Source organism: Mesorhizobium sp. CAU 1732, assembly GCF_039888675.1.
Lineage (GTDB): Bacteria > Pseudomonadota > Alphaproteobacteria > Rhizobiales > Rhizobiaceae > Aerobium.
On sequence record NZ_JBDQQR010000001.1, the window covers coordinates 416,124 to 438,353 of the forward strand.

A 22,230-nucleotide genomic window follows, 5' to 3' on the forward strand; every position below is an offset into this window, starting at 1 on the left:
GAAAACACCGGGAAAACGAAACATTTTCGCCTGCTTGCCCGCGCCTCGTCTCTGTAGTGTAGTGTCATCCGCTCCTCCCAGCGCACCCCTCGTATCGTCCCTTTGGAGAACACCATGGCTTCCACAACCCTCAAGGCATTCGGCCTGGGCCTCGCTCTGTCCGTCGCCTTCGCATCCGCGAGCCTTGCCGAGCCGGTCAAGATCGGCAGCAAGAACTTCACCGAGCAGTTCATTGTCGCCGAGATTTATGCGCAGGCGCTGGAGAAGTCCGGCATCGAGGTCCAGCGTCGCCTCAATCTCGGCGCGACCCAGATCGCCCACAGCGCGCTGACCAGCGGCGAGATCGACTTCTATCCGGAATATACCGGCACTGCTCTGGCCGCCGTCGTGAAGGGCGAACTCGATGGCGACGCCGACAAGATCTACCAGGACGTGAAGACCTATTACGAGAACGAGCTCAAGCTGACGCTGCTCGAGCCGACCCAGATCAACAACGGCTATGCGATCATCCTGCTGCCGGAAACAGCGGAGGCAAACGGCCTCAAGACGTTGAGCGATCTCGGACCGAAGTCGAAGGATTTGACCTTCGGCGCGGAAGGCACGTTCGGCGAGCGCAAGGATGGCCTGCCGGGCCTGAAGGATGTCTACGGCATCGAGTTCAAGGAATTCGTCCAGTTCGCCAAGCTCGGCATTCGCTACAGCGCGCTGACCAGCAAGCAGATCGACGTGTCCTTCGGCTTCGCCACGGACTGGCAGATAGAGGACAGCAAGTTGACGGTGCTGGACGACGACAAGGCGCTCTTCCCGCCCTACTACCTCGTCCCCGTCGTTCGCCAGGACGCGCTGGAAGCCAATCCGCAATTGGCCGAGGTGCTGAACAAGGTGAGCCCGCTGCTCAACAACGAGAACATGCGCGCGCTCAACGCGGCGGTCGAACGTGACCGCAAGGAACCTGCCGAAGTCGCGGCCGATTTCCTTGCCGAGAACGGTATCTGACCCTAACTTGGTGCTGACTTCCAATCCGGGCAACGACATCGCCGCGTGCGGTGTCGTGGCCCATCCTCGTATCGGTTTGGGCCACGCGTGACCTGGGCGCACAAGAACATCGACCAAATCCTCCAGGCGGCCGGGCAGCATCTCTTCCTTTCGCTGTCGTCCGTGCTGATCGGCTGCGCGATCGCCATGGTGCTCGGCATCATCTGCGCGCGAAGGCAGCGGCTTTATGCGATCGCGCTGACCGTCACCGGCATCATCTTCGTCATTCCAAGCCTCGCGCTGTTCGCGTTCCTGATCCCGATCATGGGACTGGGCATGAAGCCGGCGCTGACGGGCCTGTCGTCCTATTGCCTGCTGATCCTCCTCAGAAACGTCGTGACCGGCCTGCGCAACGTGCCGGCCGAGGTGCTGGACGCGGCAGACGGCATGGGGTTCAGCCGATGGCAGCGCCTTGTGCGCGTTGAGCTGCCGCTGGCACTTCCGCTGATCGTCTCCGGCATCCGCATCGCGCTCGTCACGGTGATCGGCATCGCCACCGTCGCGGCGTTCATCGATGCGGGCGGGCTGGGCGCCATCATTCTTGCCGGCATCGACCAGAACTATCCCGAAAAGGTGATCGTCGGCGGCGTGCTGACTGCGCTGATGGCGATCTTCTTCGACTTCCTGCTGACCGCCGTCGAGCGCGGCCTCCTTCGCTGGAGGCGCGCATGAACGTCGTGATGGAAGCCCTGACGTGGATCTGGGAGAATCCGGCCCCGTTCAATCGCGCCCTCGGCCAGCATCTCGTGATGTCGGGATACGCGATGCTGTTCGCGCTGATGATCGGGCTTCCGCTGGCCATCGTGATCATCAATCGTGCCGGTCTCGCCTTTGCCGCGGTCAATTCCGTCAACGCGCTGCGCACGCTGCCGAGCCTCGCCATCCTCGCGATCATGATGCCGATCCTCGGCATCGGGCTGTGGCCGTCGATCGTGGCGCTGACGATCTTGGCTCTGCCGCCGATCCTCATCAACACCTATATCGGCCTGCGCGACGTCGATGCGGATTCGGTGGAAGCCGCGACCGGCATGGGCATGAGCCAGTCGCAAATTCTCTGGAAGATTCGCGTGCCGCTCGCCGCACCGGCCATGTTCGCCGGCGTGCGAACGGCAGCCGTGCAGGTTCTGGCGGGCGCGACGCTGGCTCCGTTTATCGGCGGCGGCGGCCTCGGCGATTTCATCGCGGTCGGTATCGCCGGCATGAACCCGTCGCGTCTTCTCGTGGGCGCGGTGCCGATCGCGCTTCTCGCGCTCCTGACGGAATTCATCCTCGGCCAGACGGAAAAGGCGCTGTTCGCCGAAAGGTCCCGCTCATGATCACCATGAAGAACGTGACGAAGCGCTACGGCGAGGGCACGGCGCCTGCGGTGGACGATCTCAGCATGGAGATTCCCGAAGGCGTGACGGTCGCGCTCGTCGGGCCATCGGGTTGCGGCAAGACCACGACGATGCGCATGATCAACCGGCTGATCGAGCCGACCGAAGGCCAGATCGTCGTCAATGGCGAGGATGTGCGCGCGGTCGATCCGGTGATCTTCCGCCGCCATATCGGTTACGTGATCCAGCAGGTCGGCCTGTTCCCGCACATGACGATCGCGCAGAATGTCGGATCGGTTCCGAAGCTTCTCGGCTGGCCAGCGCAGAAGATCGCCGCGCGCAATGAGGAGCTGATGCATCTGGTCGGGCTCGATCCGGCAGCCATGCTCGATCGCTATCCGCGCCAGCTTTCCGGCGGCCAGCGCCAGCGCGTCGGCGTGGCGCGTGCGCTTGCCGCCGACCCGCCCGTGCTGTTGATGGACGAGCCGTTCGGCGCCATCGATCCGATCGCGCGCACGCGGCTCCAGGACGAGTTCCGGCTGATTCTCCAGCGCGTCCGCAAGACGGTGGTGCTCGTGACGCACGACATCGACGAAGCCGTGCGGCTCGGCGATCGCATCGCGATCATGCGTGACGGCAAGATCGTGCAATACGACACGCCGGACGCGATCCTCTCCAGCCCCATCAACGCGTTCGTGGAGAATTTCGTCGGCGCGGATCGTTCACTGAAGCGGCTCAGCCTCTACAGAGTGAGCGATGCGATGCAGCCGGGCGAAGGGGGTAACGCGGGCGCGAGCGTCAAGCCGATGGATGATCTGCGTGACGCGCTGGCGGCGATGATTTCCGCCAATTCCGACCGTCTTGCCGTGGTGGATGAAACAGGCGCGGTCGTCGGCAGCATCACGCGCGACGCGATCTTCGCGGTCTGATTGGCAGGACAATATGCATATAGGACTTTCGCTGGAGGGACGGGTCACGGAAGGCGCGTGGCGTCTCGGCGACATTCAGCGTGCCGTGCGGGCGGCCGAAAAGGCAGGTTTCGATTTCGTGGTGTTGCCGGATGAGACAGCCGCAGCCGGCCAAGCCGGCTCCTGGCCGGAAGCGACGACCACGCTTGCCTGGCTGGCCGCATCGACGGACAGGATCGGGCTCGTCTCGCAGGCTTCGACCGTGCGCCACGAGCCCTACAATCTGGCCCGCCGCTTCGCGTCGCTCGACCAGATCAGCCATGGCCGGATCGGCTGGCTCGCGCCGCTCGAGGCCGATCGCGCGGATTTCGAGAATTTCAGTGGCGCGTTGCGCCTGGGTGAGGCTGATTTCGACGAGCGTGCCGCCGAGTTCATTGCCATCGTTCATGCACTGTGGCGCGGGTGGGACGCGGATGCGCTGGTCCTCGACCGCGAGGGCGGCCGTTTCTTCGATCCGGCGAAGATGCATCATCTCGATCATGCCGGCCCGCATTTTTCGGTGCGCGGCCCGCTGAATGTCGCGCGCTCGCCGCAAGGCGCGCCGGTGATCTTCAGCGGCACTGCCGGCGGGTCGATTGCCGCCAAAGCGGATGTGATCATCGTCGATGCGGAAACACGTCCGTCAGCCGATGGCGCTCGGACCTTGCGCCGGATCGATCTGTCCAAGGCTTCCACTCCCGTCGATGCGCACCGTCTCGAGACGATCGCGACCGAGGATGGGCTCGACGGGTTCCTGTTCGTGGCATCGTCGCCCGACGCTGCGGAGTTCGCGACAGGGCAACTGGCGGCGGATCTTCGTGGCCGGAACCTGCTGCGCGAGACGTATGCGGGCGCAACGCTTCGCGACCATCTCGGGCTTGCGCAGAAGGGAGCGGCGCGATGACCGCCTCGAAAAAGCAGATGAAGCTCGGCGCGTTCCTGATGCCGACCGGGCACCACATCGCGGCCTGGCGTCATCCCGAAGCGGCCATCGACGCCGGCATCGACGTCGACCACTACGTGCGGCTGGCGCAGTCGGCGGAAGCTGCCGGCTTCGACATGCTGTTCCTCGAGGATGCGGCCGGGGTGCGCGAGGCCGATGCGGAGATCGCCAGCCAGACGTCGCGGTCGATCGGCTTCGAACCGCTCAGCCTGCTCGCGGCGATCGCGGCCAGGACGAGCACGATCGGTTTGGTCGCGACAGCCTCGACCTCCTACAACGAGCCCTACGGCCTGGCGCGTACCTTCGCCACGATCGATCTCCTGAGCGGCGGCCGTGCGGGCTGGAACCTCGTCACATCGGCAAGCGAGATCGAGGCGGCGAATTTTGGCGCGCGCGGGCTGCGTCCGCATGTCGACCGCTACGAACGCGCGACCGAGTTCGCCGATGTCGTCCAACGGCTGTGGAACCCCAACAATCGTACCGCAGCACTCGACCACAAGGGCGAGCATTTCGAGGTCAAAGCCGGGCTGGGGCTGGAGCCCTCTCCGCAAGGCTCGCCCGTCATGGTGCAGGCGGGATCGTCCGACGTCGGCCGCAACCTCGCGGCGCGAACGGCAGACGTCGTCTTCGTCGCGACCCAGACCTTCGACAGCGCCAAATCCTTCTACGACGACCTGAAAGCGCGGGTGAGCGCCGCCGGCCGGCATCCGGACGCGGTGAAGATCATGCCGGGCGTTTCGCCGGTCGTCGCGGAAACGCGGGCCGAGGCGCAGGCGAAGTTCGACGAATTGCAGGAACTGATCCCCGACGAGGTCGGCATCGCGCTCCTTGCAAGCTACCTCAGCACCGATGCCCTCAAGGGCCTGCCGCTCGACGGCCCGCTTCCCGAACTGACGGCGACGCAGGGCATGCAGAGCAGGCAGGCGCTGGTCGTCGAGCAGGCACGGCGTGATAACCTCTCGATCCGGGAGGTCGCGCGGCATTTCGCAGGCGCGCGCGGTCACTGGCGTCTGGTCGGCACGGCGCAGGATATCGTGGACGAACTGGAGCATTGGTTCGTGGGCGGCGCGGCCGACGGCTTCAATGTCATGCCGGCTTTCTTCCCCGGCGAACTCGACGCGTTCAACGCGCTGATCATTCCGGAACTGCGGCGGCGCGGGCTGTTTCGCACCGCTTACGAGGGCAGCACCTTGCGCGCGAATCTGGGTCTTACGAACGGTGCGGGCGCATGAGCACGGCCGTTTCCGACCGCATCGTCTCCGATATCCGCAACGGCCGGCCGTTCCAGCGTTACGCTGACGAGGTCGGAACGGATTTGGCGGAAGCCTATCACATTCAGGACGCGGTGACCGAACGGCTTCTCGGCGACGTGCCGGGGCGACGCATCGCAGGCTACAAGATCGCGTTCAACAAAGGCTCTTCGCTCGCCTATTACGGCCTCTCGGAGCCCTGCATCGCGCCGGTCTTTTCCGATCTGGTCGTGGGATCCGGCGCACGCTTCGATGCAAACCGCTACCGCGACTTCGTGATCGAGCCGGAACTGGTGATCACGCTCTCCGAAGATTTGGTCCATGACGTAGAGCGCGACGATGCTGGTCTCGCACGTCATGTCGCATCGGTTCGCGCAGGGATCGAGCTGATGGATGTCCGGGGCGCGTTCGCGCATGATCCGAGTGCCGCCGAGGCCGTCGCACAGGGCGTCTACAATGTCGGTGCGGTACTTGGCCCGGAGGAAGTCGCGATTGGAGACCTCGACGTCGAGCGCATCATCACGACCTTGCATCGCAACGGCAAGCTGGAGGGGGAGGCCACCGGCGCCGCCCCGCAGCATCCGCTCGACGTTCTGCGGTGGCTGTCGGAGCGTCTCGACCGCGACGGCAGGGCACTGGAGGCCGGCATGATCGTCCTGTGCGGAACGCACCTGCCCGGCCATCCGGTCAGCGGACCCGCATCCATCGATATCGCGATGGGACCGCTGGGCAAGGTGGGCTTCTATTTCGTCTGATCGGCCGTGTCTACTCGGCCGCGACAAACCTCAGGATCATCTCGACCGAATTGTCCTTCAACCGTTCCAGCATTGCCGGCGTACCGATGTCGCGTTCGAAGATTTTCGAGAACGTGGCCCTGTTCGAGACGTTGAAGAAGCACAGCGCGCTCACCTGCCAGTGAAGCTCGACCGGATCGAGGCCCGCGCGGAACACGCCCTCCGCGACGCCGCGCCGGTAGATTTCGGCGATGTGATCGATCGCGGTGACGTTGAGGTCGCGGATCACATCGGATTTGTCGATATATTCGCCGTGATGGATGTTCTCGATCATCACCATGCGGATGAATTCCTCATGCTCGTGATGATGATCGAAGGTGAATTCGACGAGCCGCCGAAGCGCATCGGACGGTGACAAGCCCTCGGTGTCGAGCGCGCTCTCGCCCTGGCGCACCTGCTGGTAGGCGTTCTCCAGCGCGCGCAGATAGAGCCCCTCCTTGTCGCCGAAATAATAATAGATCATTCGCTTCGACGATTTGGTCCGCGCCGCGATCTCGTCGATGCGCGCCCCCGAAAGCCCGTTCAGCGCGAACTCGCGGGATGCCGTCTCCAGGATGTCCCGGCGCGTGCCCTCGGGGTCCTGCGACCGCTTCGGTGTCCGCCTCTTCCTCGCGCCCGTATCGTCCAAAGCCATTCAATCCTCGCCGCAGCACGAGGCTGCGTTGACAAACTAACTATTTCGTACATAGTGGCTCCATGCACGTGACTGCCATTTACCGGCGGTGACGTGCGGAAGACAAGCGGCAGGAGGTTGCCGCCGCGCATGCAGGCAATGCATGCGCATGGGAGGCGCAGTGCATTCGAACGAAACGACGGTCCTTGGCGGACTTCGCGAACTCATAGAAGATCGCCGGAAACAGGCGGGTCGCGTGGGCGAGGCGACTCTGGTCGGGCTGATCGGACGCGGCATCCAGGCGTCCCGCACGCCGGCCATGCATGAGCTTGAGGCCGCGCGTCAGGGCAGTGCGTGTACCTATGTCCTCATCGATTTCGACCGTCTCGGCCTCGATAACGACGCGCTTGGCGCAGTGCTGCAAGGCGCGCGCGAGTGCGGCTTCGCCGGCGTCAACGTCACGCACCCCTTCAAGCAGGCAATCATTCCATATCTCGACGGTCTGTCGACGGAATCCGCCGCCATCGGTGCTGTGAACACGGTCGTGCTGGGCGACGGCAAGGCCGTCGGCCACAACACCGATTGCTGGGGCTTTACGGAAGCGTTCCGCACCGGAATGCAGGGTGTCTCGCTGGAGCGCGTCATCCAATTCGGCGCGGGCGGAGCGGGTGCGGCTGTCGCCTACGCGCTTTTGCAGATGGGGGTGCGCGCGCTGTCGATCGTCGATACCGACGCAGAGCGCGCGACTGCTTTGGCCGAGCACATGCGCAAGGTGAGCCGCGCCGATGTGACGGCAACGGCAGATATCGCCGCCGCCATCTCGCAGGCATCCGGCATCGTCAACACGACGCCTGTCGGCATGAAGAAATATCCGGGCATGCCGTTCGATCGTGCACGTCTGACGCCCGATCACTGGGTCGCGGAGATCATCTATTTCCCGACTGAGACCGAGCTTCTGCGCAATGCGCGCGGCCTCGGTTGCAAGGTCCTGCCGGGCATCGGTATGGCGATCGGCCAGGCCGTGCGCGCCTTCGAGCTCTTTACCGGCCGCGCAACCGACATGACGAGCATGGCGAATCATTTCGAGGCGGCGGCATGACGATGCACGTGGCCGCTCATCGCATCGAGGCTGTCGTGCGCGGCGGGGACCAGCTCGGCGAAACCCCGCTCTGGTGCGCCCGCACGCAGCGCCTGTGGTGGATCGACATCGAGCAGCCGAAATTGCAGTCGTTCGATCCCGCGACCGGCGGCCACACGGCCCAGCCGCTCGATGGGACGTTCGCGGGAACGCTGGCTCTGACCGAAAGCGGCAGGCATCTCCTGGCGCGCGATCTCGAACTCTACAGCTTTGATACATCCGGCGGCGCGAAGGCGCCTCTGGTCTCCGTCGAGCCCGGCTTCGACAATCGTCTCAACGACGGACGCGTCGATGCGCGCGGACGCTTCTGGGTCGGCACGATGGACAACCAGCTTCACCGCCCCAATGGCGGGCTTTATCGCATCGATCCGGATGGTACCGCGACGCGCTTTGCCGACGACGTGATCGTCGCCAACGGCATCGCCTTTTCGCCCGACGGCAAGACGCTCTATTTCACCGACACGCGCCGCTACCAGAGCTTTGCCTTCGATCTCGACCTCGACGACGGGGTGGTGACGCGGCGTCGGCTGCTGGCCGACTATTCCTCCACCGGAGATCGCCCCGACGGCGCCTGCGTGGATGTCGACGGATGCCTGTGGGCCGCCTTCTTCGCCGGCGGACGTATCGTGCGCTATGCGCCGGACGGGCGTATCGATCGCAGCATCGCGCTGCCGGTCACCAACCCGACATGCCTGTGCTTCGGAGGGGCAGGCTTGAAGACGCTCTACGTGACGAGCGCCACCAAGTTCCTCAGCGCCGAACAGCGCGCGGCGGAACCGCTGGCGGGTGCGCTTTTTGCCATCGAGGGTGCAGGACAGGGCCTGCCCGAACACCGCTTTGCAGACATTTGAACAAGGGGGGATTTTTGATGACCTATTCGATGACGCGACGTCTTTTCACCGCCGCTATGCTGGCGGCGGGTTTGCTCGCGACAGCCGGCCACGCGATGGCCGATCCGATAAAGCTCCGATTTGCCGATTCCACGACGGCGGACGCACCGCGCTCCAAGGCGCTGGTCGATATCTTCGCCAAACAGCTCGGGGACGGCTTTGTCTTCGAGCCCTATTTTGGCTCGACACTCTACAAGCAAGGCACCGAAATCGTCGCCGTCCAGCGCGGCAATCTGGAAATGGCGCTCATGCCGCCGTCCGATTTTGCCAAGCAGGTCCCGGCGTTCTCTATTCTGACGGCCGCCTATCTGGTGCGCGACGCCGCGCATATGAAGGCGATCTTCGAGAGCGAGGTTGGCGACGAATTCAAGGCGATGGCGCGCGATACCATGGGCGTCGTCATTCTGGCGCCCGCCTATTACGGCACGCGCCACGTCAATCTGCGCGGCGACAAGAAGATCAACGTGCCGGAGGATCTGGCCGGCATCAAGCTGCGCATGCCGGGCGGTGAATCCTGGCAGTTCCTCGGCGAGTCGATCGGCGCCAATCCGACCGCGATGGACTATGCCGAGGTCTATACGGGGCTTCAGACCGGCGCCATCGACGCGCAGGACAACCCGCTGCCGAACAACCGCCTGATGAAGTTCCACGAGGTCACCGATCAGGTCGTCCTGACCGGTCACAATGTCGGCTTCGGCATTCTGCTCGTCAGCGCCAAGCTGTTCGACAGCCTGACGCCCGAACAGCAACAGGCGATGCAGGAAGCTGCCGACGCAGCCTTTGAATGGAGCAACGCGGAGTACATCAAGGAAGAGGCCGAACTCATCGATTACTTCAAGGGCGAAGGGCTCGACGTCTACACGCCGGACGTAGAGGCATTCCGGGCCTTCTCGAACAAGAAGTACCTCGATTCCGAACTCTCCAAGGAATGGCCTGAAGGGATGCTCGAGAAGATCAACGCGCTCTGATCGCCGACTAGGGGGCGCAGGGAGGAAACCGGCGCCCTTCAACAGACTGCACCGAGTGAACGTTCAACAGGGAGGACTATCATGACTTTTTCGACGACACGCCGCGCGCTGCTGCTTGCGGCAGGCGTTCTCGCCTCGGCGGCCATGCTGCCGGCCTATGCCCAGGACAAGCCGAAGCTGCGCTTCTCGGCTGTGTTTTCCGAGCAGGACATTCGCGCGAACATGATGAAAATGCTCGCCGAGGACATCGCGAGCGACTTCACCTTCGAGGGCTATTACGGCGGCACCCTGTTCAAGCAGGGCACCGAGCTCGTCGCGCTTCAGCGCGGCAATCTTGAGATGGGCAACATCGCGCCGCAGGATATCTCCAACCAGATACCCGAGTGGTCGATCCTCACATCGGCTTACCTCTTCCGTGACGCCGCACACCTGAAGACGTTCTTTGCGAGCGATCTCGGTGAGGAAATGAAGAAACTCGCGGAGGATCAGCTTGGTGTCCGCGTTCTCGGCCCGACATTCTTCGGTACCCGTCAGGTCGGCCTCGTGACGGACAAGAAGATCCAGACGCCTGCCGATATGGCCGGCATCAAGCTGCGCATGCCGGGCGGTGACGCCTGGCAGTTCCTGGGCCAGTCCATCGGCGCCAATCCGACTCCGATGGCCTATGCGGAGGTCTATACCGGCCTCCAGACGGGTGCGATCGACGGCCAGGACAACCCGCTGCCGAACGTTCAGAACATGAAGTTCTACGAGGTCATGTCGCAGATCGTCCTGACCTCGCACCTCATCGGCTTCGACCTGCTGACGGTCTCGTCGAAGGTCTGGAACGACATGACGCCCGAGCAGCAGGCGGCGCTTCAGGCAGCGGCCGACAAGGCGATCGACTGGAGCACGGAGCAGCACCTCAAGCAGGAAGAAGAGCTCGCGGCCTCGTTCAAGGAGAGAGGCCTTGAGGTCTACGAACCCGACATCGAGGCGTTCCGGACCCACGCCCAGAAGATGTATCTCGAATCCGAGCTGGCCAAGAGCTGGCCGGACGGTCTGATCGAGAAGATCAACGCGCTCTGATCCTTCGAGGTCTCTTCGGCTGCCGATCGCATGGCCGGCAGCCGCTTTCCTCCAGATACCCGCCGCAAGTGGAGCCCATGATGAGCAGTTCATCCGCCACGAAGACATTGGAATGGTTTCGCGAAAGAGCGGAGAACATCGCCTGCGCGATGCTCGCGGCGATGTTCGTGGCCTTCATTTTGCAGATCACGTTCCGCTATCTCCTCAACCTGCCGATCGGCTGGACGCATGAGATCAGCGTCGTCCTGTGGATCTGGCTCGTGCTGTTCGGCAGCGCCTTCGTGGTGCGGGAGCGCGAGGAAATCCGCTTCGATCTCGTCTATGGGGCTGTCAGCGACAATCCCAGGCGGGTGATGGCGATCATCACGGCTGCGGCGCTCATCATCCTGTTCGGCATGTCTCTGCCGGCGGTCATCGACTACGTCATGTTCATGAAGGTCGAGCGCTCGGCCTATCTCAAGATCCGCTTCGATTATCTCTATTCAATCTATGTCGTCTTCGCCGTCGCGATGATCATCCGCTATATCTGGATCGCCTGGGAGGCGGTTCGCGGACAAGCGCCCGAAGCCTACGACCCTACCAAGGCGAGCTCCGGCGTATGAACCTCACAAGCCCCTTCTCGATCGCCATCGTCGTCATCACGGCTCTCGCATTCCTGGGATTGCCGATCGGTCTCGCGATGCTGTCCGGCTCGATCCTCTATCTCTTCCTGGCCGGTCTCGACATGGGAACCGTTGCCGAGCAATTCCTGAACGGCATGTATTCCAACTATGTGATCCTCGCGGTCCCGCTCTTCGTGCTGGCAGCCGAGATCATGAACAGCGGGTCGATGACCGAGCGCCTGCTGCGCTTCTGCAACGTGCTCGTAGGGCGGTTTCGCGGCGGGTTGGCGCAGGTCAACATCGTGCAGTCGATCATCTTCGCCGGCATGTCCGGATCGGCGATCGCGGATGCTGCCGGCAGCGGCCGCATGATGCAGAACATGATGACACGCGAGGGGCGCTACACGCCGAGCTATGCTGCAGCACTGACCGCTGTCACGGCCGTGGTCGGCCCGATCATTCCGCCCTCGATCCCGCTGGTCATCTACGCGCTCGTGTCCGATGCGTCGATCGGCTATCTCTTCCTCGCCGGCGTGGTTCCCGGCCTGCTGATGTCGTTTATGCAGATGGGGCAGGTCGCGTGGACGGCGCGGCGCAACAATTTCCCCGTCGAGGAGGCCGTGCCGCTGCGCGAGATCCCGCGCATCACGTGGCGTGCTTTCCCCGCGCTGATGATGCCGGTCATCCTGCTTGGCTGTATTTATTCGGGCATCACCACGCCAACGGAGGCTGCGGCGCTGGCTGCCTTCTATGCACTCGTCATCTCTGTCGTCTTCTACCGCAGCCTGACGGCCAGGGAGGCCTACAGCGCGCTTCTCATCAGCACCAAGACCAGCGCGTCGATCGGTATGCTGATCGCCGGATCTCTGGTGTTCAACTACGTGGTCACCGTCGAGAACATCCCCAACAGCCTGCGCGTCATCCTGACGGCCTGGGAACTAACGCCGATCCAGTTCCTCATACTCGTCAACGTGATCCTGCTTCTGCTGGGCTGCGTGCTGGAGGGAACGGCCATCCTGCTGATCATCGTGCCTGTGTTCATCCCGACAGCGCAGGGGCTGGGCATCGACATGGTCCATTTCGGCGTCGTCGTCGTCGTCAACATCATGCTGGGATTGGTGACGCCGCCTTACGGGCTGCTGTTGTTCATCATGACCAACATCTCCGGCGCGCCGATCAAGGACATCATCCGCGACTGCCTGCCGTTCCTGTTCTGGATGGTGGTATGCCTCGGCTTGATAACCTTCATTCCCGAGATCGTGCTCTGGCTGCCGCGCATGGCCGGTTATGCCGGCTGATACGATAAATTTCTGACAGACTGGATAGCGACCAATGACCAATCCGATTTTCGTGCTGAACGGTCCCAATCTCAACCGGCTCGGCAAACGCGAGCCGGAGATTTACGGACACACGACGCTGGCCGAGGTGGAGGCGATGTGCCGTGAGGCGGCGGGCGACAGACCTGTCGTGTTCCGTCAGACGAACGCCGAATACGAGCTCGTAAACTGGATCCACGAGGCGATCGACACACCGGCTGCGGGTATCGTCATCAACCCGGCGGGACTGACATTCACGTCGATCCCCATTCTCGATGCGCTGAAGATGTTTCCCGCGCCGATCATCGAATTGCACATCTCCAACATCCATCGGCGCGAGGCGATCTATCACAACTCGCTCGTCTCGAAGGTCGCCACGGCGGTGATCGCGGGGCTCGGCCCGAATGGCTATCGCCACGCGGTCAATGCGATGCTGGAGCTTGCCGAAGCGTAGACGTGAATTTGCTGGCCCGCAGCGTGCGTTGCTCGCACGCTGCGGGCCAGCAATGATCAGCCGCTCATCTGGGTGACGAACTTCGTCGACAGGTAGGCGTTGATGGCTTCCGAGCCGCCTTCGGTTCCGTGGCCGGAATCCTTGATGCCGCCGAACGGCACTTCCGGCAGCGCCAGTCCGTTGTGGTTGATCGTCGTCATGCCCGCCTCGATGCGCAGGCCAAGCTGGTTGGCCGTGTCCGCCGAACCGGTGAAGGCGTAGCTCGCGAGACCGAAGGGCAGGCGGTTCGCTTCCTCGATGACCTCATCGAGCGTGTCGAACGAGCGGAATATGGCGACCGGGCCGAACGGCTCCTCGTTCATGATGCGGGCCTCCACCGGGACGTCGGCGAGGACGGTCGGCTCGAAGAAGTTGCCCTTGTTGCCGATCCGGCCACCGCCCGTCGTGAGGCGCGCGCCGTGTTCGACCGCGTCCGCGATCAGCTCCTGAAGGACGGGAATGCGACGCTCATTGGCGAGTGGTCCCATCTGGGTCCCGTCATCCCAGCCATTGCCCACCTTGATCGACTTGGCGGCAACGGTGAACGCATCGACGACGCGCTCATAGACGTTTTCCTGCACGAGGAAGCGCGTCGGCGACACGCAGACCTGGCCGGCATTGCGGTATTTCGAAGCCGCGAGCACCTTCACCGCCTTGTCGATATCGGCGTCGCCGAAGACGATCGCCGGCGCATGGCCGCCGAGTTCCATCGTGGCGAGCTTCATGTGCTGTCCGGCAAGTGCGGCGAGATGCTTGCCGACAGGCGTGGAGCCGGTGAACGAAATCTTCCGGATCACCGGATGGGGGATGAGATATTCGGAAATTTCGGCCGGCACGCCGTAGACGAGGTTGACCACGCCGGCGGGAATGCCCGCATCAACGAAAACGCGCAGCAATTCGGCAGGCGACGCGGGCGTCTCCTCCGGCGCCTTGACGATGATCGAGCAGCCTGCGGCGATCGCGGCCGACAATTTGCGCACCACCTGGTTGATCGGGAAGTTCCACGGCGTGAAGGCCGCGACCGGACCCACCGGCAGCTTGATCGCCATCTGGGTGACGCCCGGCAGGCGGGCCGGAATGATCTGCCCGTAGGTGCGGCGCGCCTCCTCGGCGAACCAGTCGATCACGTCGGCGCCGGCGAGAACTTCGCCCTTGGCTTCCGCGACGGGCTTGCCCTGCTCGAGCGTCATCAACTGGGCGATCTTGCCCGCGCGCTCGCGCAGCAGGTCGGCCGCCTTACGCATGATCTTCGAGCGCTCGTAAGCCGACGTGGCGCTCCAGACCTTGAAGCCGCGATCGACCGCGGCGAGGGCCGCGTCGAGATCGGGTCTGGTCGCGTGGGCGACGGTGCCGATGACTTCATCGGTTGCCGGGTTGACGACATCAATCGTGCGGCCCTCGGCGGCGGGACGCCACTCCCCGTCGATCAGAAGGAGCGTGTCGGTGTAGGCGGTGGCTGCGGTCATGGTCGGTCCCTTGCGTTTACGGTCTAAACTATATGGGTATGCGGAAGCCTCGATCGAGACCCCGTCGGATCGATGCCCTCGGATAACGTCTCCTCGCCAATGGTCAAGGGCGCACGCATGGTGACGCCGTTGGGGCACGCTGGTAGGAAACGCACCGGGCGTCGGCTACACACACCGCCCAACCGGATTGAGGACGACGATGATTCCCTGGGAAACGCTCGACACCGCAAGCATTCCCGGCGGCCGCGAGACGCTGCGGCTGAAGCGCCGCGGCACCGAGTTCTCGATCATGCTTGGCACCAACGAACTCATGAACAGCAGGCTGAGCGGCTCCGAAGAGGCGCTGGCGCGTCTCACCATCGAGCGACTCTCTCATCCCGCACCGCGCATCCTCATCGGTGGGCTCGGCATGGGCTTCACGCTCCGGGTCGCCCTGCCGCTTCTGCCGCCGAAGGCACAGGTGACGGTTGCGGAACTGGTGCCGGCCGTCGTGACCTGGGCGCGGGGGCCGCTGGCCGCGCTGCATGGCGACAGCCTCGACGATCCGCGCGTGACGATCCTGGAAGACGATGTCGGCGTGTCGATGACCGAAGCCGGCGCCTGGCACGCGATCCTGCTCGACGTCGACAATGGCCCGGAAGGGTTGAGCCGGCAGGGCAACGACGCGCTCTACAGTGCCACTGGGCTGCACTCCGCCTTCGCGGCACTCGCACCCGGTGGCGTCCTGTCCGTCTGGTCGTCCGGTCCCGACGCGGCGTTCACCCGCCGCCTGCGTCAGGCAGGCTTCAAGGTCGAGGAGGTCGGCGTTCGCGCCGGCACCACGCGGCGCGGCGCGCGTCATGTCATCTGGCTGGCGACGCGCCCGGCGGCATCGAAGATCTGACGGCGAAGCCGGACCGCGTGCAGCGGTCGAGCGTCTTTTCAAGGCTCGCCCCGGTCGACCACACTCGGCACCGCGCCGCTCTCGCGGCAGGCGGATGACATCGTTCCTCCCCCAGGCCTGAAATCGTGCAGCCTATTCCTCGCTGCGCCGAAACTAGAGTATTAGATTTCTATAAATTCTATCAAATATATAGACATTAGGCATGTCGGTGCGCCCGACTTGGTCGCGATCGCCGCCGCTGACGGCACGGCGAACCGAGACGCTTAACGAGAGAAGAAGCATGCAAAGCGCAAAATCTGTTCAGCCGGGTACGAGCGCCGGCTGGGAGGGCTACGACCACAGGGCCGAGCTCGGCGTCAATCCGCGCCGGTCTCTGGTGCCGCTGTCGATCCGGCCCGAGGCCACGGTGGGGCGCCTCGTCTCGATCGGCAGCAGCAATGCGGCGCGTCTCCTCGCTCCGGCCATTCTTCTGGTCGTGTGGCAGGTGACGGCCGGCCTCGGTCTGATCGACAAGCGCATTCTCGACACGCCGGTGGCGGTCGTGATGGCGCTCTGGGAACTCGCCCGCTCCGGCGTCCTGCTCGAAAGCCTCATCGCGTCGGCGCAGCGGTCCGCCTCGGGCTTCATCATCGGCGGGGCCACCGGCCTGACGCTGGGCCTCATCGGCGGCCTCTCCAATCTCGGGGAAAAGGCACTCGATGCGCTCATGCAGATGCTGCGCATGGTGCCCTTCCTTGCGCTGATCCCGCTCTTCATCGTCTGGTTCGGCGTCGGTGAGCAGCCGAAGATCACGCTGATCGCGGTCGCCTGCACGTTCCCGGTTTACATGAACACATTCGCCGGTGTCCGGAATGTCGACGCCAAGGTGGTGGAAGCGGCGCGGGTTTTCGGCCTCTCCCGCCTCCAGATCGCCACTCAGATCGTGCTGCCGCTGGCCATGCCCACCATCCTCATCGGCATTCGCTGGGCGATGGGAACGTCGCTTCTGGCGCTCGTGGCGGCCGAACAGATCAATGCGCGGTCCGGTATCGGCTATCTCGCCTTGAACCCGCGCGCGGCACTTCGCACCGACATCGTGCTGGCCATCATCCTGCTCTACGCCTTCCTCGGCCTGTTCGTGGATTTCACCATCCGCACGATCCAGCGCGTGGCGCTTCCTTGGCACAGGACCATCGTCGGGGAGCCGACCCGATGAACGTGGTATCCCTCGACCGCGATATCGCAGCGTCCTCTCCGCACGAGCTTTCGGTCGACATCGAATACGGACGCAAGGCGTTCGGCGACCGGACCATCCTCGACGGCATCTCGCTCCAGATCAGGAGGGGCGAACTCGTTGCCCTGCTGGGAAAGTCGGGATCGGGCAAGACGACCATCCTGCGCATCCTGCTCGGGCTCGATCAGTTCGACGAGGGGGCGGCATGGGTCGCGGAGCCCCGGTCGGTGGTGTTTCAGGAGCCGCGCCTGGTTCCATCGCAGCGCGTCTGGCGCAACGTGCTGCTCGGCATCGAGAGGGCGTCGGATGCCCGCGAACGCGCGATCGACGCCCTTCGCGAGGTCGGCCTCGAATCGCATGCCGATGCCTGGCCCGGAACCCTGTCGGGCGGCGAGGCGCAGCGTGTCGCGCTCGCCCGCTCGCTCATCCGCGCACCCCGTCTTCTCCTTCTAGACGAGCCGTTCGCGGCGCTCGATGCCCTGACCCGGCTCAAGATGCAGAACCTCGTGCGGGAGTTGTTCGCACGGCACACGCCGGGCGTCCTTCTGGTCACGCACGACGTCGAGGAGGCGTTGCGCCTCGCAGACCGCATCCTCGTCCTCCACGAGGGGCGGCTGTCGGTGGATGTGACGCTGCCGCAGGCATCCGACCCATCCAGCCCTGAGATCGGCGACATCCGCCAGCGGCTTTTCGCCGAGCTGGGCGTGGCCGACTACCGCGCCTCCTTCGATTCCCCAAGCAACCCAGACAGGACCAAGCCATGAGCCTTGATTTCACTTCCCGACTTCATCTTGTGTCGCGACGCGTTGCGATGCTCCTGATGGCCGGCGCTGCCGCCGCCTCGTTCTCCGCAGCTCCCGCATCGGCCGAAGAACCGGACCTTTCGGACGTCACGCTGAATGTCGGCATCTTCCAGGAGGTCCAGTTCCTCCAGATCGCACTGACCGATCACTTCAAGGATACGCCCTACAAGATCGAATGGGTCCGCCTGAACGGCGCGGGCGGAACCATGCAGGCGCTCGGCGCCGGCGCGATCGACCTGAGCTGGGGTCTGAGCGACGTGGCCGTGCCCAATGCGTCCGCCCTCGACGTCGCGCCGTGGACCGCCGACACCGCGCCGCTGAAGCACATCGCGCTGCTCGCACCTCTGGACGCCGCCGCCTATCCGTCCCACGTCATCGTCGCCAACACGGCAAGCGGCATTACCGCGCTCGATCAGGTCGCCGGCCACAGCTACACCTATCAGGAAGGCGGCAACAGCGCGGCCGCGGCGCTGCTCGCGCTGAAGTCCGTCGGACTCACGGCCGATGACGTCGACATCACGCTCATCCCGGCCGATTCCATTCCGGCGTCGGTGATCTCGGGCGCGGTGGATGTCGCGACAGTGCAGTGGGCGCAAATCCAGGAGGCGCTGGACGACGGCACGGTCACACGCCTCGCGTCGAGCTATGAAGCCGGCTTCCCGGGTTATACCTCGATCACCGCGCGCACGCAGTCGATCGAGGATCCCAAGAAGAGCGCCGCGATCGCCGACTTCCTGACGCGCGCCACCGCCTACTCCAACTGGCGGGTCGACCACCTCGAAGCCGTCGCGCAGACCTATGTCGAGGCGCAGCAGTTGAACCCGGATCAGGCGGCGCGCGCGGCCGCGAGTGCGGCAACGACCATCGTGCCGCTCGTCGCAGGCGGCGAGGGCGTGAAGATCCAGACCGAGCTCCAAGATGCACTTTTCGCCAGCGGGTTCCTCGCCCGCGAGGTCGATTACTCGCAGCTCTACGACGACCGTTTCGCAGATGCGATCGAGGCCGGCGAGGCGCTTGGCGCGACGGAGTAATGCCGCACGACAGCCGCCCGTCCGACGGGCGGCTGTCACACCCGCTTCTGGCAAGCACCCACAGGTGACATCATGACCGCCCCCCATTTCCACTGGTTCCTGCCCACGACCTATGACAGCCGGGATGTCATGCCGTCGGGCACCAACTATCGCGCGCCGGATATCGGCTATCTGGCGGACGTCGCGCGCGCGGCCGAGCGAAACGGCTTCGAATCGTTGCTGACGCCAACGGGTATCCAGTGCGAGGACGCGTGGCTCGTCACCGCAGCGCTCACCGCGCTGACCGAGCGTATCAAGTTCCTGATCGCGTTCCGGCCGGGATATCTCCTGCCCACACTGGCCGCGCAGATGGCAGCGAGCTTCCAGAGGCTTTCGAACAACCGGCTGGCGCTCAACATCGTCACGGGCGGCAACGATGCCGATCAGCGGGGCTATGGCGATTACCTCGACAAGGACAGCCGCTACGCACGCACGAGCGAGTTTCTCGACGTCCTGAAACTGTGCTGGGAGGGCAAGGGGCAGTCCTACGAGGGCCAATTCTACAAATTCGAGAATGGCGGCAATGAGATACCGCTGGCCCACAGGCCGAAGATTTTCTTCGGCGGCGCATCCGATGCGGCGCAGGACGTCGCGGTGCGCCATGTCGATGTGCAACTCATGTTCGGAGAGCCGCCCCGCATGGCCGGCGAACGGATTGCGGCGCTTCGGGAACGGGCCCGGCTGGCCGGTCGCGAGATCGAGTTCGGCATCCGCATCCACGTGGTGACGCGCGATACGGAGGATGCCGCCTGGCGCGAGGCGGAACGGCTTTTGTCCAACATGGATTTCAGCCTGGTGCGCAAGCAGCAGAACGCGATCGAAAAATCTCAGGCCGTCGGCCAGCAGCGCATGATCGACGTGAAGAAGGACCTCACCATCGATATCGATGCGCTGGAGAATGGCAGTTTCGACGTGCGCTCGTTGCAGGTTCACCCCAATATATGGGCGGGAACCGGCCTGCTGCGCGGCGGCGGCGGAAGCACCGCACTGGTGGGCAGCCACCAGCAGATCGCCGAACGCATTCGCGAGTACCAGTCGGTCGGCATCAGCCACTTCATCCTGTCCGGCTACCCGAAGATCGAAGAGAGCTACTGGTTTGGCGAAAACGTCCTGCCGCTCTTCACGCCGAAGGTCGACAATCGTCCCTTGGCGGGCGTCACGGGACAGTCGCTATGAGCGTGCCGTTCCACGACCTCCATGCCGTGTCGATCACCCCGTTCGACGAGCGGGGGGAGATCGATGAGGACGGGCTGCGCCGGCATCTGACGAGGCTGGTGGCGGCGGGCGTCGTCCCCTATCTGGCGGGTAGCGGCTCGGGCGAGGCGAATGGCCTGTCTCCGGTGGAGCGGACACGCATTTTCGAGATCGCCCGCGACACGCTCGGCCCCAATGCTCCTCTGCGATATGCGGCTTTCGAGCCGCGTACGCTCGGCGATCTGTTTCGCGCGATCGAGGACGTGCGTCCCTATCGCCCGGACGCAGTGAGGCTGACCGTGCCGGATCTCGGCCACGGACATGTCGCGACGGCGACCGAGGCGGAAACCTTCCTGCGCGATGCGTTGGGGGAACTGACTGCGCTGTCGGTCCCGGTCTCCCTTGCCATCGGATCGGAGAGTGTCCGCTCGACCCCGCCTGCCGTTCTGGTCGAGGCGCTGCTTCGCGATCACGCAAACATCGTCTCGCTGGAACTCGGAACCGCCGACCCGTCGATCCTGCTGTCATATCTCGGCATCGCGGGGACACGTCCGGTTCTCGTTCCCTCGGCCGGGCATTTCCTGTCCGGGCTGGCGCTTGGCGTCAGCGGCGGCTTCGGGCCGCTGATGAACCTCCTGCCCAACACCCACCGGCGGTTGTTGACCAGCTTTCGCAAGGGCGATCTGCGGGGTGTGGAAGACGACTATCGCACGATCGTCGCGGTGCAGGGCCTGCTGCGCCCCTATGGGACGGTCATTCCAATCAAGGCGGCGCTTTCGGCATTCGGCCTGCCTGCGGGCGAGCCACGGCGCCCGCGACTGGCGCTCGGCGCGGCAGAAACGCGCGCCATCGTTGCCGGCCTGATCGCACTCGGCGTGCCCGAGGCTGAGGGCTGGCAGGACACAACCGGAGACATCCATGAACACCGTGCTCTCGCAGGCTGACATCGCCTCTCCCCGCGTCGTCTTCGATCCGGCGTCCCGCGCGTTCGCCGACATCCTGTCGCAACTGCGCGAGAGTTCGGCGAAGCGCGATGCCGAAAAGATCAGCCCGGCGCCGTTCTTCAAGGCGCTGAGCGCGCTCGGTTTCGGCGCGGCGCGTATCCCGCGCGAGGAGGGCGGGGCGGGGATTTCCGTCACGCAGCTCTTCGATCTGATCCATGACCTCGCCCGCGCCGACCCGAACGTGGCGCACGCGTTTCGGAATCATTTCGGCTGGGTGGAAGGCTTGATCAAGCCCGATCTGATCGACGGCAGCCGGCGCTGGCTCGGGCCTGTGCTGGACGGAAAGCTGTTCGGCGGGTCGTTCCATGAAAACAGCGATCAGCCGGCCGGCCAAGCATCGTTCACGACGGTCCTGACGCCCGTGGAGGGCGGCTACGTGCTGAATGGCGACAAGGCCTACAGCACCGGAAACCTGTTCGTGGACTGGCTCGTCGTGTCTGCCGCCGACGCGGACGGCGGGGTCGTCACGGCGATAATCCCGTCCGACCGCGACGGCATCAGCCACCTCGACGACTGGGACGGCATCGGGCAGCGCCTGAGCGGCTCGGGCACGACGCGCTATGTCGACGTCTTCGTGCAGCCGCACGAAATCTCGACCAATCCCAAGGCGATCCGCACGCGACCCTATGGCAGCGCCTTCAACCAGCTTTGGCTGACGACGGTCGTGGCCGGCATCCTCCAGGCGGCGGTGGACGATACGGCGGCCTTCGTCGCGAAGCGCAAGCGCAACTATTATCACGGGCTTGCCGACCTGCCGCGTGACGATCCCGGCGTGCAGCAGAGCTTCGGCGAGCTCGCGGCCAATGCCTTCGTCGCGACGGCCGCGGTGCGCGAGGCCGCGCGCGCGCTGGAGAAGGCGTGGAACTCCGGCGGCGGGGTGGATATCGACGTCGGTGTCGCGATGGACGCCTCGCTGGCGGCGTTGCAGTCCAAGGTCGTGATCGACCTGATCGCGCAGCAGACGAGTTCGGCGTTGCTCGACGTGGGCGGCGCGACTGCGACGACCGCCCGAGCCGGCCTCGACAGGCACTGGCGGAACATACGCACGCTGATTTCGCACAATCCGAGGGCCTACAAGGCGCGCTATCTCGGCAATTATCTCATCAATGGCGTCGCATTTCCCAGTAGCGCCTATTTTTAGCGGGAGGACTGCACCGGCCGCGACCAGAACCTCCATCTGGATCGTCTCTTGGATTCAAATTCTCCGTAACTGGCACATATTGG

23 protein-coding genes are annotated in these 22,230 nt (G+C 64.4%); 21 read left to right on the forward strand and 2 right to left on the reverse strand.

The window, feature by feature from the left end; translation table 11 throughout:
• Positions 1 to 114 precede the first annotated feature (114 nt).
• The 7 genes from AAFN55_RS02170 (at position 115) to AAFN55_RS02200 (ending at position 6,246) form a co-directional block, all read left to right on the forward strand.
• Positions 115 to 996: a glycine betaine ABC transporter substrate-binding protein gene (locus tag AAFN55_RS02170; RefSeq protein ID WP_347797244.1), complete on the forward strand. Its 882-nt coding sequence runs from the start codon at positions 115 to 117 to the stop codon at positions 994 to 996.
• Between the two features lie 87 nt (positions 997 to 1,083).
• Complete coding sequence (locus AAFN55_RS02175; RefSeq protein WP_347797245.1) at positions 1,084 to 1,707, forward strand: ABC transporter permease; 624 nt, start codon at positions 1,084 to 1,086, stop codon at positions 1,705 to 1,707.
• Positions 1,704 to 2,351: an ABC transporter permease gene (locus tag AAFN55_RS02180; RefSeq protein ID WP_347797246.1), complete on the forward strand. Its 648-nt coding sequence runs from the start codon at positions 1,704 to 1,706 to the stop codon at positions 2,349 to 2,351. Before AAFN55_RS02175 ends, AAFN55_RS02180 begins: the two co-directional genes overlap by 4 nt.
• Complete coding sequence (locus tag AAFN55_RS02185; protein WP_347797247.1) at positions 2,348 to 3,280, forward strand: ABC transporter ATP-binding protein; 933 nt, start codon at positions 2,348 to 2,350, stop codon at positions 3,278 to 3,280. Before AAFN55_RS02180 ends, AAFN55_RS02185 begins: the two co-directional genes overlap by 4 nt.
• 13 nt (positions 3,281 to 3,293) lie before the next feature.
• Complete coding sequence (locus AAFN55_RS02190) at positions 3,294 to 4,202, forward strand: LLM class flavin-dependent oxidoreductase (protein ID WP_347797248.1); 909 nt, start codon at positions 3,294 to 3,296, stop codon at positions 4,200 to 4,202.
• Complete coding sequence (locus AAFN55_RS02195; protein WP_347797249.1) at positions 4,199 to 5,473, forward strand: LLM class flavin-dependent oxidoreductase; 1,275 nt, start codon at positions 4,199 to 4,201, stop codon at positions 5,471 to 5,473. Before AAFN55_RS02190 ends, AAFN55_RS02195 begins: the two co-directional genes overlap by 4 nt.
• Positions 5,470 to 6,246, forward strand: a complete 777-nt coding sequence (locus AAFN55_RS02200; protein ID WP_347797250.1) for a hypothetical protein — start codon at positions 5,470 to 5,472, stop codon at positions 6,244 to 6,246. Before AAFN55_RS02195 ends, AAFN55_RS02200 begins: the two co-directional genes overlap by 4 nt.
• 10 nt (positions 6,247 to 6,256) lie before the next feature.
• On the opposite strand, the gene AAFN55_RS02205 is transcribed toward AAFN55_RS02200, so the two are convergent.
• Positions 6,257 to 6,919 carry a TetR/AcrR family transcriptional regulator gene (locus AAFN55_RS02205; RefSeq protein WP_347797251.1) on the reverse strand — a complete coding sequence of 221 codons (663 nt, stop codon included), beginning with the start codon at positions 6,917 to 6,919 and terminating at the stop codon, positions 6,257 to 6,259.
• A 160-nt stretch (positions 6,920 to 7,079) separates the two neighbouring features.
• Between AAFN55_RS02205 and AAFN55_RS02210 the strand changes: the two genes are divergently transcribed.
• The 7 genes from AAFN55_RS02210 (at position 7,080) to AAFN55_RS02240 (ending at position 13,334) form a co-directional block, all read left to right on the forward strand.
• Positions 7,080 to 7,997 carry a shikimate dehydrogenase gene (locus AAFN55_RS02210; RefSeq protein ID WP_347797252.1) on the forward strand — a complete coding sequence of 306 codons (918 nt, stop codon included), beginning with the start codon at positions 7,080 to 7,082 and terminating at the stop codon, positions 7,995 to 7,997.
• Positions 7,994 to 8,887: an SMP-30/gluconolactonase/LRE family protein gene (locus tag AAFN55_RS02215; RefSeq protein WP_347797253.1), complete on the forward strand. Its 894-nt coding sequence runs from the start codon at positions 7,994 to 7,996 to the stop codon at positions 8,885 to 8,887. The genes AAFN55_RS02210 and AAFN55_RS02215 overlap by 4 nt, the downstream gene beginning before the upstream one ends.
• Positions 8,888 to 8,916: 29 nt before the next feature.
• A complete protein-coding gene (locus AAFN55_RS02220) occupies positions 8,917 to 9,894 on the forward strand; it encodes a sialic acid TRAP transporter substrate-binding protein SiaP (protein WP_347797254.1) in 978 nt (325 codons plus the stop codon).
• Between the two features lie 81 nt (positions 9,895 to 9,975).
• Positions 9,976 to 10,962 (forward strand): TRAP transporter substrate-binding protein DctP, encoded by a 987-nt coding sequence (gene dctP / locus AAFN55_RS02225; protein WP_347797255.1) that lies wholly within the window; start codon positions 9,976 to 9,978, stop codon positions 10,960 to 10,962.
• A gap of 80 nt (positions 10,963 to 11,042) precedes the next feature.
• Positions 11,043 to 11,564, forward strand: coding sequence for a TRAP transporter small permease subunit (locus AAFN55_RS02230; protein WP_347797256.1), 522 nt, complete (start codon positions 11,043 to 11,045; stop codon positions 11,562 to 11,564).
• Complete coding sequence (locus AAFN55_RS02235; protein WP_347797257.1) at positions 11,561 to 12,862, forward strand: TRAP transporter large permease; 1,302 nt, start codon at positions 11,561 to 11,563, stop codon at positions 12,860 to 12,862. The genes AAFN55_RS02230 and AAFN55_RS02235 overlap by 4 nt, the downstream gene beginning before the upstream one ends.
• A gap of 34 nt (positions 12,863 to 12,896) precedes the next feature.
• Entirely contained in the window at positions 12,897 to 13,334 is a 438-nt protein-coding gene (locus tag AAFN55_RS02240) for a type II 3-dehydroquinate dehydratase (RefSeq protein ID WP_347797258.1), read from the forward strand.
• Positions 13,335 to 13,390: 56 nt separating this feature from the next.
• On the opposite strand, the gene AAFN55_RS02245 is transcribed toward AAFN55_RS02240, so the two are convergent.
• Positions 13,391 to 14,839, reverse strand: coding sequence for an NAD-dependent succinate-semialdehyde dehydrogenase (locus tag AAFN55_RS02245; RefSeq protein WP_347797259.1), 1,449 nt, complete (start codon positions 14,837 to 14,839; stop codon positions 13,391 to 13,393).
• A gap of 199 nt (positions 14,840 to 15,038) precedes the next feature.
• Here AAFN55_RS02245 and AAFN55_RS02250 point away from each other — a divergent pair, with 199 nt between their 5' ends.
• The 7 genes from AAFN55_RS02250 (at position 15,039) to AAFN55_RS02280 (ending at position 22,147) form a co-directional block, all read left to right on the forward strand.
• Complete coding sequence (locus tag AAFN55_RS02250) at positions 15,039 to 15,722, forward strand: hypothetical protein (RefSeq protein WP_347797260.1); 684 nt, start codon at positions 15,039 to 15,041, stop codon at positions 15,720 to 15,722.
• 280 nt (positions 15,723 to 16,002) lie between these two features.
• Complete coding sequence (locus AAFN55_RS02255) at positions 16,003 to 16,917, forward strand: ABC transporter permease subunit (protein ID WP_347797261.1); 915 nt, start codon at positions 16,003 to 16,005, stop codon at positions 16,915 to 16,917.
• Positions 16,914 to 17,699, forward strand: coding sequence for an ABC transporter ATP-binding protein (locus AAFN55_RS02260; RefSeq protein ID WP_347797262.1), 786 nt, complete (start codon positions 16,914 to 16,916; stop codon positions 17,697 to 17,699). Before AAFN55_RS02255 ends, AAFN55_RS02260 begins: the two co-directional genes overlap by 4 nt.
• Positions 17,696 to 18,769 carry an ABC transporter substrate-binding protein gene (locus tag AAFN55_RS02265; RefSeq protein ID WP_347797263.1) on the forward strand — a complete coding sequence of 358 codons (1,074 nt, stop codon included), beginning with the start codon at positions 17,696 to 17,698 and terminating at the stop codon, positions 18,767 to 18,769. The genes AAFN55_RS02260 and AAFN55_RS02265 overlap by 4 nt, the downstream gene beginning before the upstream one ends.
• A 72-nt stretch (positions 18,770 to 18,841) precedes the next feature.
• Positions 18,842 to 19,984, forward strand: a complete 1,143-nt coding sequence (locus AAFN55_RS02270; protein ID WP_347797264.1) for an LLM class flavin-dependent oxidoreductase — start codon at positions 18,842 to 18,844, stop codon at positions 19,982 to 19,984.
• Positions 19,981 to 20,946, forward strand: coding sequence for a dihydrodipicolinate synthase family protein (locus AAFN55_RS02275; RefSeq protein WP_347797265.1), 966 nt, complete (start codon positions 19,981 to 19,983; stop codon positions 20,944 to 20,946). The genes AAFN55_RS02270 and AAFN55_RS02275 overlap by 4 nt, the downstream gene beginning before the upstream one ends.
• Positions 20,921 to 22,147 (forward strand): acyl-CoA dehydrogenase family protein, encoded by a 1,227-nt coding sequence (locus tag AAFN55_RS02280; protein ID WP_347797266.1) that lies wholly within the window; start codon positions 20,921 to 20,923, stop codon positions 22,145 to 22,147. Before AAFN55_RS02275 ends, AAFN55_RS02280 begins: the two co-directional genes overlap by 26 nt.
• Positions 22,148 to 22,230 lie beyond the last annotated feature (83 nt).